The sequence below is a fragment of the Seohaeicola sp. genome (assembly GCF_048006315.1).
GTDB lineage: Bacteria > Pseudomonadota > Alphaproteobacteria > Rhodobacterales > Rhodobacteraceae > Seohaeicola.
In genome coordinates this window covers 904,809-919,666 of sequence record NZ_CP180350.1, presented here as the reverse complement: position 1 = coordinate 919,666, position 14,858 = coordinate 904,809, and the positions used below count along the sequence as shown (strand labels likewise).

At 64.7% G+C, this 14,858-nt stretch carries 11 protein-coding genes; 8 read left to right on the top strand and 3 right to left on the bottom strand.

Translation table 11 applies throughout. The features are described 5' to 3' along the window. Window positions 1-2: 2 nt before the first annotated feature. Genes ACMUJL_RS04585 through ACMUJL_RS04575 form a run of 3 tightly spaced genes read left to right on the top strand, consistent with a single transcriptional unit; the run spans window position 3 to window position 3,432 of the window. Window positions 3-2,027, top strand: coding sequence for a peptidase domain-containing ABC transporter (locus ACMUJL_RS04585; protein WP_416914144.1), 2,025 nt, complete (start codon window positions 3-5; stop codon window positions 2,025-2,027). Window positions 2,028-2,029: 2 nt separating this feature from the next. After that, on the top strand, window positions 2,030-3,013 hold the full coding sequence (locus ACMUJL_RS04580) for a hypothetical protein (RefSeq protein ID WP_416914143.1): 984 nt from the start codon (window positions 2,030-2,032) through the stop codon (window positions 3,011-3,013). Beyond that, window positions 2,992-3,432, top strand: coding sequence for an HlyD family efflux transporter periplasmic adaptor subunit (locus ACMUJL_RS04575; protein WP_416914142.1), 441 nt, complete (start codon window positions 2,992-2,994; stop codon window positions 3,430-3,432). Before ACMUJL_RS04580 ends, ACMUJL_RS04575 begins: the two co-directional genes overlap by 22 nt. Before the next feature lie 99 nt (window positions 3,433-3,531). Here the strand turns inward: ACMUJL_RS04575 and ACMUJL_RS04570 are convergent, their stop codons facing one another. Continuing rightward, the gene (locus ACMUJL_RS04570; RefSeq protein WP_375570140.1) at window positions 3,532-6,348 is read right to left on the bottom strand and encodes a DUF3427 domain-containing protein; all 2,817 of its coding nucleotides are present in this window, start codon (window positions 6,346-6,348) and stop codon (window positions 3,532-3,534) included. Window positions 6,349-6,648: 300 nt separating this feature from the next. On the opposite strand from ACMUJL_RS04570, the gene ACMUJL_RS04565 reads away from it, so the two are divergent. From ACMUJL_RS04565 to ACMUJL_RS04545, 5 genes are read left to right on the top strand one after another with little or no spacing between them, the layout of a single operon-like run. After that, complete coding sequence (locus ACMUJL_RS04565; protein WP_416914141.1) at window positions 6,649-7,284, top strand: TetR/AcrR family transcriptional regulator; 636 nt, start codon at window positions 6,649-6,651, stop codon at window positions 7,282-7,284. Further along, on the top strand, window positions 7,284-8,876 hold the full coding sequence (locus ACMUJL_RS04560) for an acyl-CoA carboxylase subunit beta (RefSeq protein ID WP_375574004.1): 1,593 nt from the start codon (window positions 7,284-7,286) through the stop codon (window positions 8,874-8,876). Before ACMUJL_RS04565 ends, ACMUJL_RS04560 begins: the two co-directional genes overlap by 1 nt. A 3-nt stretch (window positions 8,877-8,879) precedes the next feature. Next, the gene (locus ACMUJL_RS04555) at window positions 8,880-9,674 is read left to right on the top strand and encodes a crotonase/enoyl-CoA hydratase family protein (RefSeq protein ID WP_375570144.1); all 795 of its coding nucleotides are present in this window, start codon (window positions 8,880-8,882) and stop codon (window positions 9,672-9,674) included. Then, complete coding sequence (locus ACMUJL_RS04550; RefSeq protein WP_375570146.1) at window positions 9,671-11,638, top strand: acetyl/propionyl/methylcrotonyl-CoA carboxylase subunit alpha; 1,968 nt, start codon at window positions 9,671-9,673, stop codon at window positions 11,636-11,638. The genes ACMUJL_RS04555 and ACMUJL_RS04550 overlap by 4 nt, the downstream gene beginning before the upstream one ends. Continuing rightward, on the top strand, window positions 11,635-12,780 hold the full coding sequence (locus ACMUJL_RS04545) for an acyl-CoA dehydrogenase family protein (RefSeq protein WP_375570148.1): 1,146 nt from the start codon (window positions 11,635-11,637) through the stop codon (window positions 12,778-12,780). Before ACMUJL_RS04550 ends, ACMUJL_RS04545 begins: the two co-directional genes overlap by 4 nt. A gap of 82 nt (window positions 12,781-12,862) precedes the next feature. Here the strand turns inward: ACMUJL_RS04545 and ACMUJL_RS04540 are convergent, their stop codons facing one another. After that, window positions 12,863-14,290, bottom strand: a complete 1,428-nt coding sequence (locus ACMUJL_RS04540) for a 3'-5' exonuclease (RefSeq protein ID WP_375570150.1) — start codon at window positions 14,288-14,290, stop codon at window positions 12,863-12,865. Window positions 14,291-14,293: 3 nt separating this feature from the next. Continuing rightward, on the bottom strand, window positions 14,294-14,815 hold the full coding sequence (locus tag ACMUJL_RS04535) for a hypothetical protein (protein WP_068292040.1): 522 nt from the start codon (window positions 14,813-14,815) through the stop codon (window positions 14,294-14,296). Window positions 14,816-14,858: the final 43 nt, after the last annotated feature.

Below are 14,858 nucleotides of genomic sequence, written 5' to 3'. Positions count from 1 at the left end.
AAGTGACACGCCATGACTGGGATACCCTGACCCATATCGGCCAACACTTTCCCTGCACCTTCCTGGATGCCGAGAATCGCCCCCGGGTTGTCCTGCGCTATCTGCAGGCCGGCGAGGCCCATCCTTTCGCGCCAGACGATCTGCTGGAAGAACAGTGCATCCTGACGGCCGCGCGGAACCCCGATACAGGCGAGATAGATACCGCCTTGCTGAACCGGGAAGAGACCGAAAGCTGGTGGCGCGGCGAAGTGGTCGGTTTTCTGGAATTGCCCCCGCCCGTCAATGACACCCGGGCCTTTACCCTGGGCTGGTTTCTGTCGCAGATCTTCCGGCGGCGCAGACTGGCTGCGGCGATCATACTGACAATTGTCGTTGTGCATGTGCTTGGCCTTGCCATTCCGCTGTTCTTTCAGGCGGTGGTCGACAAGGTGCTTGTCAATGAAACCATCACGACGCTGAACGCGCTGACCATCGGCGTGATCGTCGTGATCCTGTTCGAGGCGTTGCAACGGTTTTTCCGCGACTACATGATCAGCCATCTTGCGGCCAAGGTGGATATCCTGACGGCCACGCGCACATTTGGCCATCTGGTCAGGCTGCCGTTGATGTTCTTTCAGCGCAATACAGCAGGCGTGATCACCAACAACCTCCAGCAAGCCGACGAGATCCGCGAATTCGTGACGGGCCGCGTCCTGGGGGCCATCGTCGAGATGACGGCGGTTTTCGTATTCCTTCCGGTGCTCATCATCTTCTACTCGGGCACGCTGGCCATGATTGTCGTGGCCACCGGACTTGCCATGACGGCTGTAATCGGGTTCTTGATACGCCCTTATTTTCGCCAACTGGAAACGCTGTACGAGACCGAGGGTGAACGCAAGACGCTGCTGGTCGAGACCATCAATGGCATCACGACGATCCGGTCGCTCGGTATGGAGCAAAGACGGACCAAGCTGTGGAACGCCGCGTCAATCACGGCCGTGAATGCCGGGTTTTCGCTGCGCCGGCTCAGCGCCGCAGGCGCGGCCATCGTGCAGGCAATCGAACAGATCGGCGCGGTCGTGGTCTTGTTCATGGGCGTCAAGATGGTTCTGGCAGGCGAGCTGTCGGTGGGCGCGCTGATCGCCTTTCGGATGCTGTCTCATAAAGTGACCGAACCGCTGCGCGGAATTGCTGAACTGGTGCATGAATTCCAACGCGTCCGTCTGTCGGCCAGCATGTTGGGGCGCGTGATGAAAGAGCCGACCGAACGGCGCGGGGGCGATCCCAAACCCGCCCAATCAGGTGACGGTGAAATCCTGTTCGACAATGTCACCTTCACTTTTCCGGGTCGCCATCGTCCCGCCATCGACGCGCTGTCCTTTGTCATCGAACCTGGCGAACGGATCGGGATCACCGGGCGGTCCGGTTCGGGCAAATCCACCATCGCGCGCTTGATTCAAGGTATCTATGAACCCCAGATGGGCGAAGTTCGGGTCGATGGGCGGGATGTGCGCAAATGGGATCTTCATGCCCTTCGCAAACGCATCAGCGTCGTGTTGCAGGAAAACTTTCTGTTTCGCGGAAGCGTGGCGGACAACATAGCGATGGCGGCTCCGCTTGCCGGTCTTGAACAGATCGAGGCTGCCGCTGATCTGGCAGGCGCCCGCGAGTTCATCGAGCGCCTGCCGGAAGGTCTGCGCGAACAGATATCCGAGAATGGCTCGAACTTTTCCGGCGGCCAGCGACAGCGGCTGGCCATTGCGCGTTCGCTGCTGCGTGAACATTCCATTCTGATATTCGACGAGGCCACCTCGGCGCTGGATGTCGAAAGCGAAGAGGCCATCCAGGACAACATGGACCTGATCACCCATGGCAAAACGACCCTGATCATCGCGCATCGCCTGTCGACCCTGGCCATGGCGGACCGCATCATGGTGCTGGACGAAGGACGTCTGATCGACTTTCGGCCGCTGGGTGATCTGCTGGACCCCGATACCGGCTGTGCCTTGTTCCGCAACATGTGGCTGCGCCAGACAGGGGGAGGGTAGGGATGAGAACGCCCCCCGCTCTGGGTCATTCAGACAGCACGGATCCCAACCTTGATGATTTCTCGCCCGAGGTTGTCGAACTGGAAGCGCGCCCCCTGCCACGCAGCGTGCGCCTTTCGCTGATCAGCCTGTTCTGCGTGATCTGCTTTGGCATCGGCTGGAGCCTGTTTGCGACACTCGACCGGGTTGTCGAGGCCGAAGGCATCCTGATTTCGCAGCAACCGCGTCAGATCATCCAGCCTTTCGGCACCTCTGTCATTGCGCAGATGAATTTCCGCGCAGGTGACAGTTTCCGGCAAGGCGATGTGCTGGTGACCTTCGACAAGGACCTCGCGGATGCCGATTTCAACATCCTGTCGGCCTCTGTTGCGGCTTTGCGATTGGAACACAACCGCTTGCTGGCCGAGGTGGATATCCCCGCAACGAAGGCCGCAACGGCCACCGTTCCCACGGCCGCAAGCTGGGCCGGAACCCTGCAGGAAGAGATCTTTCGCATGCGCATGTCGGAAATGGCGGCACGCTTGTCCAGCGACGCCATAAGGACAAGCGAGTTGGAGCAGACCGTCACGGTGCTGCAGAACCGCCTGTCCATTCTTGACGCGCAGATCGAAATCAATGCGCAGGAACTGGCCGTCATGCGCCAGCAGGCGGGGGCGGGAAACATCACCCGCGACAAGCCGTTCGAGCTGCAGAACCTATTGGCTGGACTGCAGAACGAGCGCATCCGCCTGCATGGCGAAATCAAGCAGGCCGAGGCGCGCATCAACATCATTGCCACCGAACAGCGGGGTTTTGTCGCCGCCTGGCAGGTCGCCACACGCGAACGCCTGTCGGACATCGAAAAGGAGCTTGGCCAGCAGGAAGAACAGTTGCGCAAGATTTCCTATATCGGCGCGCGTGATGTCATCGTGGCCGGCTTTGACGGTGTGGTTCTGGACACGGTCGAACGATCCCCGGATCCGTCGTGCAGGCCAGCGATACGCTGATGGTGGCCATGCCGGTCATCAGTGACAATGACCTTCGGATCGAGGCGACCATCCAGCCGCGCGATGTCGGATGGGTGTCGATCGGGCAAGAGGTGCGGATCAAGTTGTCGGCCTTGCCCAGCAGCAAGCATGGCTATTTGAAGGGAACCGTCACGTCGATCAGCGCCGACGCCATACAAGGCGAAGGACGCATGCGCAGCAATGTTCCGCGCGCAGCCGAGGCATTGCGATCCAGCATCGGCCACCGCGCATTGATCACCGTCGCGCATAACAACCTGCGCAACCTGCCTTCCGGCTTTCGTCTGCTGCCGGGGATGTTGCTGCGCGCTGAGATCCTGGTCGGCACGCGTCACCCCTATCAGTATTTCCTTGATCCGTTTTTGTCCGGCGCGAACCGCGCCCTTTCGGAGCCGAACTGACCTGACGGGCCGATGTTGTATTCATCGTGGTGAGGCATGACCTGGCCCTTGTCTGACGCGGCCTTTCGGGACAGCGCTGCGGCCGTTTCGCGGTTGCGATCAACCTTGATCGGGAATGCCCAGCTCTGCCCAAAGTGCGCGCGGCATGGGTGAAGGCAAGTCCCACTGCACCTTGATGGGGCTCTCTCCCTCCCAGTTGGCAAACCGGGGCTGCCCGCAATAGATGAATGGATTGACCTTGCCGTTCACCTTGTTCCCGCGGCGGATGAACAGGTGCACGTCGTGACCTTCTGTTCCGCTGATGATCCGCCCGTGTTTGCTGTCCTGCCGCGTCTGGTTCTGGCTAAACCAACTGAGCCGCGACGCGCTGAGGAATTCGTTCGGGTATTGAAGTTCCTGTGTCGAGACATTGGCCAGAAGGATCATGATCTTCTTTTCGGGCAGCGCCTTCATCCCGGTCCGCCAGAGGTTTTGCTTGTAATCTTCGCCAAAGAACTTGGCGATGTCAGGCACGAAATAGCGCTGCCACAGCTCCAGAGCCTGTGGCTTGCCGACATAGGTCGCGGGTGCATCGTCGGCCCCGCGCATGTCGGGCGTTTCCGCCAGACGCCATTCGACCAACTCGCGCACCAGCGGTTCCAACGTGCCCGATGCGTCAGGTCGCGCCAGTCGAAGGCCATCGCTGCCTTGCGCCAGGTGCGGGTTGAAGGCCAGTTCTGACGCCCCTTCACGCGGCTGCCGCCCAGCTACGATGTCGCGCAATCCGATCAATGCGGCGCGGGACAAACCCTTGGGCCGTTCCAACTCGCGCAAGAGACGGCCGTGGGTGGCGAATGGACGTTCGGCCAACGGGTCGCCCATGTCCCGCACGAAATCGAACCAGCCGCCATGGCCCGATGCGCGGGGGTCGAAGCCGTTGCGGAAAACCTCGACAGCCGTGGGGCGGATGCCGTTCCGGTCCCGGAAATCAATGTAGAAGGCTTCGAGATCCGCCGCGCCTTTATTCGGACGAAGCAGACCGCGCAAAATATCGATGACCTGCAGCTCATAAGTGATCTCGCAGCCCTTCGGCATCTGGAACTCACCGGTCTGAAGCGCCTCCAACTTGGTCGAGATCGAGCGATCCCCCGCACCGGCCTGCAACAGGGTGGCAACCTTGGTCAGAAAGCTGCGATGATTGCCGATATAGTCGATCACCTGCAGCACCTTGCCTTCGACGCGACGCAGACCACGGCCAAGCTGTTGCAGCCAGATGATCGCGCTTTCGGTAGGGCGCAGCATCAGCACGGTGCCGATCTCGGGCACGTCGACGCCTTCGTTGAACATGTCGACCGCGAAAAGGATATCGATCTCGCCGCGACCAAGCGATGCCAGGGAACTTGCTCGCGGGGCGGAGCTTTGGCCCGAGTGGACGGCAACAGCCCTCAGCCCGGCCGCGCTGAAGTAATCCGCCATGTAGTCGGCATGGCGCATGGAACAGCAAAAGCCGATCGCAGGACCGGTTGCGCGTTTGCGATATTGTTCCAGCGCGTTCAGCGCCTGCGCCTCGCTGGCAAGTGCGGCGTCCAGCGCGGTCGGATCGAACTGACCGGAGCGCCAGGGGATCTGGGCGTAATCCACGTCATCCGGCACACCGAAATAGTGGAACGGCGACAAATGCCCCGTGTCGATCCCCCGAAACAGGTCGCATTCGTAGACAAGGTTCTCGCCGCATAGCCCAAGCAGGTCCGCGCCATCCGTCCGGTCGGGCGTCGCGGTCAGGCCGAGAAGAAAGCCGGGCGTGAAATGCTCGATCAGCTTCTGATAGGTGCGGGCGGCGGCATGGTGGAATTCATCCACAACGATATAGTCGAAATGGTCCCGGTCGAACTGGCGCAAGTGACCGACGCGGCCCAGTGTCTGGACCGAGGCAAAGAGGATTTCGGCATCTGCCTCTTTCTCGGTGCCCGTGTAGCGGCCCAGCTTGGCCTCGGGGCGGACCTTGCGAAAGGCCGCCATGGCCTGCGTCAGGATTTCGTCGCGATGGGCGACGAAGAGGATGCGGCCCGCCTTGGCGCGGATCGTGTCGAAGGCGGCCAGCCAGGTCTTGCCCAGGCCGGTGGCCAGCACGACAAGCCCGGCGCGATGGCCGTTCGATCGGCTCTGCGCGAGCGCTTCCAATGCCTCCTGCTGGATGGAATGCGGCTCGGGTGGCGGGCCTTCCTCGGCCATCACGCGCGCTGTGAACGCGGGCAGGGGTCTTGCCCTGCGGCGTTTCGCATAGGCATCGACCCATGCTGCCGTCAGGGGCTTCACCTCGGGGCGCGCCAGCAAACCCTCAAATGCGACAGCAACGCTGTCCGCCGCATCTTCGGAATGCAGGTTCCATTCCACGCCATCGGTCAGCGCCGCTTGCGACAGGTTCGAACTGCCGACGATCGCAGCGCCACGTGCATCAGCGGCGCGGAACAGCCAGGCCTTGGGATGAAAGCTCAGGCCACCGGTCTCGAACACGAACAGTTCCGCGCCCTCCAGGTCCAGCAGTCGCGCCAAGGCGGTCGGATCGGTCGTATCCAGATAGTCGCCCACGACGATCCTCAGCCGTCCGCCCCGCGCCAGCAACTCGCGGAACCAGGGGTCTAGCAGCGCCACGCCGCTGTTCATCGCAAAGGCAATGGCCAGATCAACCGATTGCGCCCTGTCCAGTCTTTCGGCCAATAATGGCAAAAGCGGGTCGCGCCCGCCGGTCGTCAGACGCGGGCCGGTGGTTTCCCTCAGGTGGAAATGATCGTGATCGGATGAGGCAACAAAGCCGGCTGTGCCACGCCCCAGCGCCGCGCCGACTTGTCCCAGCATCGCCATCTGTTCGGACCCGGTCAGGTCATCCCACGCGGGCACATGTCGCGGGGCTGGGATCAGTCCGGCCTCACGGTGCATGCAGATCGGGCAGGTAAGGCGCGGGTCAGTCACACTCGTCCAAATCGTTAAAGGCTGCGCGCACCATTGGTAAGGATTGCGGCGATCATGTCCAGGTGCTGATGCAACCCCGGCGTGTTCGTGGCGCATGGGTGGTGCCCCGGCCTTGCGCGGCGCGGGTGCGTGATGTGACACCGCAGTAGAACCCACCACGGGCCGTGTGCCGGACAGGGATCTGCGCTGGCAGGCAACCGGCGCTTGACAGCGGCACCGGCGCGATCAAGTATTCTACCTATCGTTAGGTAGAAAAAAGTTCACCCCATGTCATCCGCACGTCCATCGGTCCAGAGACCGGCGAACCCTTCGAATAAAGCTGCGAACCCCGTCGCGCGGCCCGATCAGATCATGGATATCGCGGCGCGCCAGTTTCGTGCGCGGGGCTATGCGGCGGTATCGCTGCGCGACATCGCGACCGAGGCGGGGATGCGCACACCCAGCCTTTATTACCATTTCCCATCGAAGGACGATCTGGTCATCGCGGTGATAAATCGCGGGATCGTCGTGGTGCGCGAGGCCGTGACAGCCGCGCTTGCGGCCTTGCCATCCGGGACGGACCCTTTCGCACGGCTGGGCACGGCCATGCGTGCCCATTTGCGCGCCCTGCACGGGCTGAGCGATTATACATCGGCGAATGTGCGCATCTTCGGGCAATTGCCGGAGGACCTTCGCCGCGCCAACCTGCCCGAGCGGCGCGCCTACCAGGCGATCTGGGCGGATCTTCTGTCCCCGACCTGCGCCGGCAACCCCGAGGTTCTGGCCGTCCGCGTGCCTTTCGTGATCGGGGCGCTGAATGCCACGCTGGAATGGTTCGACCCGGCGCGCGGCGATCTTGACGCGCTGGCCGATCAACTGGGTCAGGTCCTGCTGACTGGCCTGAAAGAGCAGGGGGGCACGTGATGTTCCAGACGGCGATCCGCCCGGACAGCGACGCATTCGCGGCCAACAAGGCCGCCTATCAGGCTCTGACGGATGAATTGCGCGCCCGCCTGGCGCAGGTCACGCAAGGCGGCACCCCGGCACATGTGACCCGCCATCTGGCGCGCGGTAAGCTTGTGGTGCGCGACCGGATCGACAGGCTGTGCGATCCGGGAACCGCCTTTCTGGAGCTGTCCAGCCTTGCCGCCTGGGGCCAGTACGGCAACGAGGTGCCGGGCGCCGGGATCGTCACCGGGATCGGCATCGTGCAGGGACGGCCCGTTGCCATCATCGCCAATGATGCCACCGTCAAGGGCGGCAGCTTTTTCCACGAGACGGTCAAGAAACACGCCCGCGCCCAGGAAATCGCGGCCAACCTGCGGCTGCCCTGTCTTTATCTGGTCGATTGCGGCGGCGCCTACCTGCCCGAACAGGACCGCGTCTTTCCGGATCGTGACCATTTCGGCAACGCCTTCTGGCGGCAATGCCGGATGTCTGCCTCGGGGCTTGCGCAGATCGCCATTGTCTTTGGCGGCTGCACGGCAGGCGGGGCCTATATCCCGGCGCTGGCCGATCAGGTGATCATGGTCGAAGGCAATGCGCGGATTCATCTGGGCGGGCCCTCGATCGTCAAGGTTGCCATCAACGAGGATGTGGACGGCGAAACCCTTGGCGGCGCGGCCATGCATACGACCGTGTCGGGCGTCAGCGATCACCGGGTGGCGACCGAAGCCGAGGGGCTGGATCTGTTGCGCCGTCTTGTGGCCGATCTGCCCGATCCGCGCGCGGGCTGGACCCCGCCGCGTGCGCCGGCCCCCCCGGTGCTGGACGCCGCCGAGATCCCCGGCATCGTCAGCGCCGATCCCAAGCGCCCCTATGACGCGCAAGAGATCATGGCCCGGTTGGTCGATGGCAGCGCCCTGTCGGTGTTCAAGCCCGAATGGGGTGCGAATGCCGTCTGCGCCTTCGCAGTCATTCACGGCTGTCCCGTGGGCATCATCGGCAACAATGGCGCGCTTGTGTCGGAGGCTTCGCTGAAGGCCGCGCAATTCATCCAGATCTGCGACCAGCGGCGTATCCCGCTGTTGTTCCTGCACAATATCACCGGCTTCATGGTCGGCACCGCGGCCGAGCGGGGGGGTATCGCCAAGGACAGCGCCAAGATGGTCTATGCAATGGCCAATGCGCGTGTGCCCAAACTGTCGCTGATCGTTGGCGGCTCTTACGGGGCAGGCAATTACGGCATGTGCGGGCGTGGGTTCCGGCCTGATTTCCTGTTCGCCTGGCCCTCGGCCAAGTTGGCGACCATGTCGGCCGATATCGCGGCCAATGTGATGCTGGAACTGCGGCGCGGCAACCTGCGCCAGCCGCCCACACAGGTCGAACTGGATGCGATCGAGACGCAGGTGCGCGCGCAATACGATGAGCAGAGCGATCCCTATTACGCCACCTCGCGGCTTTGGGATGACGGGATCATCGAACCGGAACAGTCGCGCGATGTGCTGGGCCTGTGCCTTTCTTTGCTGGCCTCGCGGCCTGACGACGCCCATTTCGCCCCCGTCTACAGGATGTGAGACATGCATGATTTCGAGACCCTGACGCTTGAGACCGACGCCCGTGGCGTGGCGCGGCTGACGCTGAACCGGCCGGACAAGCATAACGCGCTGAATGCGGCGTTGATCGCCGATCTGGCGCGCGCGGCGGCGCTGCTGGCGGCGAATGATGCGGTGCGCGTCGTGGTGCTGACCGGGGCGGGAGCCAGTTTCTGCGCGGGTGGCGATATCGGCTGGTTCCGCGATACGCTTGCGCTGAACCGGGCGGGGCGCGTGGCGCAAAGCGCCGACCTGGGCCATATGCTGGCGGCGCTGGCGCATCTGCCCAAGCCCCTGATCGGGCGGATCAATGGCCCGGCCTATGGCGGCGGCGTGGGCATGATCGCGGTCTGCGATCTGGCCATCGGCGCCGATGACGCCCGTTTCGGTCTGACCGAGGTGCGGCTTGGCCTGATCCCGGCCAATATCGCGCCCCATGTGATCGCCCGGATCGGCGCGGCGCGGTCGCGCGCCACGATGCTGTCGGGTGCGCTGTTCGATGCGGTGCATGCCGAACGGATCGGCCTGCTGGATCGCGCCGTGCCTGCCGCCGATCTGGATGCCGCAATCGAGGATGTGATAGCCGCCCATCTGCAAGCGGCCCCCGGCGCGGTGGCCGCGACCAAGGCGCTGATCCGTGATGTGGTGGCAACTGCGCCGGCGGATCATGTGGCGCTGACCGCGGAACGGCTGGCCGATGCATGGGACAGCGCCGAGGGCAAGATCGGGATCGACGCCTTCCTGTCGCGTCAGACCCTACCCTGGCGGCGCGGCGCATGAGCTTTGACAGCGTCCTGATCGCCAACCGGGGCGAGATCGCGCGCCGCATCATCCGCGCCTGCAACGTGCTGGGTCTGCGGTCTGTCGCCGTCTATTCCGAGGTCGACCGCAACGCGCCCTTCGTGACCGAGGCCGATCTGGCCCTCCCCATCGGCCCGGCCGAGGCTGCGCAAAGCTATCTTGATCCCGCCCGCTTGCTGGAGGCCGCGCGCCGCGCGGGCGCGCAGGCCGTGCATCCGGGCTATGGTTTTCTGTCGGAAAACGCCGATTTCGCCCGCGCCGTGGTGCAGGCCGGGCTGGTCTGGATCGGCCCTGCGGCAGAGGTGATCGCGCTGATGGGGTCGAAAGCCGCCGCCAAGGCCGAAGCGCAGGCCGCCGGTGTGCCGATCCTGCCGGGCTATCGCGGGTCCGATCAATCCGACGCGACCCTGGCCGCCGAGGCGGCCGCCCTTGGCGCGCCCTTGCTGATCAAGGCAAGTGCGGGCGGTGGGGGGCGCGGCATAAGGCGGGTCGCTGATCTGGCTGATTTTCCCGCCGCCCTTGTCGCCGCCCGGCGCGAGGCGCAGGCGGCCTTCGGCAATGCAGATGTTCTGCTGGAGCGCTTGCTGGAGGGCGCGCGCCATGTCGAGGTGCAGGTGCTGGCCGATCATCACGGGACGGTGCTGCATCTGGGCGACCGGGATTGCTCGGTGCAGATGAACCACCAGAAACTGATCGAGGAGGCGCCCGCGCCGGATATCCCCGCGCGGACCCGCGCGGCCATGGCCGAGGCTGCAGTCAGGCTGTCGGCAAGGATCGGCTATCGCAATGCGGGGACCGTCGAATACCTCTATGACCCGGTCGGCGGCGATTGGCATTTCCTTGAAATGAACACCCGCCTGCAGGTCGAACATCCGGTGACCGAGGCGGTGACCGGCATCGATCTGGTCGCCTGGCAGATCCGCATCGCACAGGGGCAGGCGCTGACGCTGGCGCAATCGGCGATCCGCACCGAAGGCGCTGCCATCGAGGCGCGGATCGCGCTGGACGGGGCAGGGGGTAACCACGTGACCCGCTGGCACCTGCCCGATCTGCCGGGATTGCGGCTGGACAGCGCGGTCGAGGCGGGAAGCCCGGTCTCGCATCACTATGACCCGATGATCGCCAAGCTGATCGCCCATGGACCCGATCGCACCACGGCGCTGGCGCGGCTGCGCGCGGGGCTTGCGGCGCTTGATCTGGGCGGGATCGGGACCAATGCGGCGCAGGTGGCGGGGGTGCTCGCGAGCGCCGATTTCGCGGCGGCGCATCTGGGGACGGACTTTCTGACGCGGCATCCCTTGTCAGATGCGCGCCCTGATCCCGCTGACGCCCGCGCCCTTGCGGCGCTGGCGCTCGCGCTGGCCGCGGCAGGCAGCAGCACGGCTCCCGGACCCTGGGGGCAGCTGGGCCATTGGCGCGTGACAGCCCCGTCCGGGCGGCGCGGGGCAAGCTGGCATATGGTCGAAGGCGACAGCCTTTGCGTAGCCGAGGCCCCGGATGGTCATCTGGTGACGGACAAGGCCGGCACGGTCCTGCTGCATGTCGCCCATGCAAGGCTGACGGACGATCTGCTGGACCTCGAGGCTGACGGTTTGCGCCGCCGTCTGGCCTGCGAGATCACGACAGACCGGATCACCCTTGCGGAAGGGACCGCCACCTTCCGCCTATCGCACGGGGCGCAAGCCGCGGCCTTGCAGCGCGGCGCGGCGGGCACCGACATTACCGCCCCCATGCCCGGCCTGCTGGCCGAGGTGCTGCACCCCGTCGGTGCAAGGCTGACACAAGGCGAGCCGGTGCTTGTCTTCGAGGCCATGAAACTGATGCAGACCATGGCCGCGCCCTCCGACGGCATCCTGACCGAACTGCCGCATACCGCCGGCGCAACCGTTCCCGCCGGGGCCTTGCTGGCCCGGCTGACCCCTGACGAGGATACACAGACATGACCGACATGCCCTTTCTGACCGATGAGCACCGCATCTTCCGCGATCAGTTGCGCCGCTTCGTCGACGACGAGGTGCGCCCCCATGGCGATACATGGGAGGAGGCCGGCCAGATCCCGCGCGAGATCATGCGCCGCATGGGCGAGCTGGGCTTTCTGGGCATCCGCTATCCCGCGGCCTATGGCGGAGCGGAGATGGACACGCTGGCCACGGTCATTTTCGCCGAGGAACTGGGGCGGTCCGGCTATGGCGGTTTTGCGATCACGGCGCTGGTGCATACCGACATGGCCTCGCCGCATCTTGCCAATGCGGGCAACGCCGATCAACTGGCGCGCTACATGCCCGACATCATCGCGGGAAAGAAGATCACCGCCGTGGCTGTCACAGAACCCGATGCGGGGTCTGACGTGGGCGGGATCAAGACCCGCGCGCGGCTGGACGGGAACCACTGGGTGCTGAACGGGCGCAAGCTATACATCACCAACGGGGTGTTGGGGGATCTCTATTTCGTGGCGGCGCGGACCAATATGGATCAGAAATCCTCGCGCGGGACGACCATCTTCATCGTCGAGAAGGGCACGCCGGGTTTCACCGTGGCGCGACCGCTGGACAAATCGGGCTGGCGCAGTTCGGACACGGCCGAGCTGATCCTCGAGGATGTGCGCATCCCGGCGGATCAGGTGCTTGGCCAGATCGATGGCGGGTTCTACGCGATCATGCAGAACTTCCAGAACGAACGCATCGTGCTGGGCGCGCAGGCCATGGGCGAGGCGCTGCGCGCGCTCGAGATCACGCTGGATTACGTCAAGGATCGCAAGGCCTTCGGGGCGACGCTCTGGGACAAGCAGGCGATCCGGCAGCGCCTGTCGCAGCGCTGGGCCGAGGTGGCGGCGGCGCGCGCGCTGATCTACCAGACGGCCGCGGCGCTGGATGCCGGGGGCGACTGTGTGCGCGAGGTGTCGGCGATCAAGGCGCTGTGCGGCGATCTGGTCAACAAGGTGATGTATGACTGCCAGCAATTCCACGGCGGCTTTGGCTACATGTACGGCACCGAGATCGAACGCATGGTGCGCGACGCCCGCGTGCAGGCCATCGGCGGCGGCGCGACCGAGGTGATGCTGGAGGAAATCGCCAAGCGGCTGTGACCGGCGGGCGCCGCGCCCGACGCGGGCCGGGGATGAGTATTTGTGGAACGATGAAAGGGGGGGCTGCGCCGATAGAGGCGTTTCAGCCCTTCGTGGTCAGATCGTCGTTGAGATCGGGCAGCAAACGCTTGTGCTTGCGCATCTCGGTCAGCACCTCGCCGAAGGTGCGCAGGCCGCGCGCCTCGAGCATCGGGATCATGCGCAGAAAGACGTCGCGCGTGGCGATGGCATCGCCAAGGGCGGTGTGGCGCACCTCGTCGGGCAACACGATCTCGAGCCGCTGGGCGATTTCATCCAGCGTATGCCCTTCGGTGCCGCCGAACAGGATCGCTGAAAGCAGTACGGTATCCAGCACCGGATTGTTGAATTCCGCCCCGATGCTGGCGGCATGGCGGTGAAAGAAGGCCATGTCGAAAGGCGCATTATGCGCGACCAGCACCGCATCGCGGGCGAAGCTGTGAAAGCGGCGCCCGGCGCGGGCCATGTCGGGTGCGTCCTTGACCATCGCATCGGTGACGCCATGCACGACGGTCGATCGCGCGGGGATCGGTCGGCCCGGATTGACCAGCGTGTCCAGAACCTCGCCGCCCGCCTGCTGGCCGTTCACGACCCGCAGCGCGCCGATCTGGACCACCTCATCCCGGTCGGGCAGAAGGCCTGTCGTCTCGGTGTCGAAGATCACATAGCTCAGATCGCGCAGCGGCACATCGAGGATGTCTCCCGAAGCCTGGCGCGTGTTCATCTCGAAATCATAGACCACGGGCCGGGCGGGCGTGGTTTCACGCGGGACCGGAAAGCTGAGCATGTAACCCGCCCCGGTGCCCAGATCATGCAGCGTCACGTCGAACAGGCGCGCCCCGTCGGCGGTGACAAGCTGCTGATCCAGCGTGCTGCCGCCGCTGTCTGCCAGGTTCTGCAGCGCGGTGCGCAGGTAGGTTTCATCGAAATAGTCGAAGATGCGCTGCCCCAGACCCAGGTGGTGCTGTTCGTCCAGCATGGCGGCGGCGTGACCGTCATACAGCGTGATCCGGTGATCGCTGCCCACCATCAGCACGGCGGCGGGGATCGCCGACAGGATGCGGGTTAGCTGTTCGCGCTCGGACATCAGCCGCGCGGTATGGCGGGCGATATCGGCATTTGCCTCGGTGCGTGCCTCGCCCAGCCGCGAGGTCAGGGCCGATGCGGCCGTTGTCAGATCGCCCAGATGGCGCGCCACGGCGGTGTCGATCCCGCCGCGCATGTCGGTGGCGGCGCGCGCATGCATGGCAGCGGCCAGCCGTTCGATGGGCCGGGCCACCGTCTCGTCGAAGATCAGCCACATCAGGGCGCAGATGCCCAGGATGGCGAAACCCGCCATCAGGCCGGCGGAAACAAAGGCAGGCCGCGCCTCGGGCATCTCCAGCCGCGCATCGGCCAGCATCAGCGCCCCGGCGACGGCCCCGATGCACCCCAGCGCCAGTATGCCGAAAAAGGCCAGCGTGCGCTGTCGCGGTCCCAGTCGGTCGAACATGGTTTACCCCCCCTTGCAGACCATCGCCGTTGCGGGATCGTCCATGCCCGTCTGGTCCCAGCGCGCGACACGGATCGTGCCATCATCGTTGAACATGCCATTCGGGTCGAGCAGGGCGCTGCGCCCCTGCACGCAATCGAACACGACGGGCACGACACGCACCGGTTCCCAGCGGGTGAAGAAGATCACCCGGCTGAGCCGCAGATCGGGCTGGGTGTCATTGCGCTTGATGCCCGCGATATCGACGGCCGCGAACCTGTCCACATAGGGCACCACATAGGTCCAGGGGCTGTAGATCGCCCGGTGCTTGGCTTCCGAGACCACTTCGAAGCCTTCGGGCAGAAGGTCCAGCGTACGCGGATACCAACGGTATTCGTTGCTCAGGCTCATCAGGATCATGCCCGCGCCCGCGCCCGCGGGGATGACCCAGCGGGGCAGGCGCTTGCCGGTCAGGCGGTTCAGGATCATCACGATGCCTGCTGCGGCAAAGCCTGCGGCGATGATCGTGATTATGTCGATATACATTCAGTCGCTCCTCCCCCCGTTCGTTTTGTTGCAGGCTGCGGGG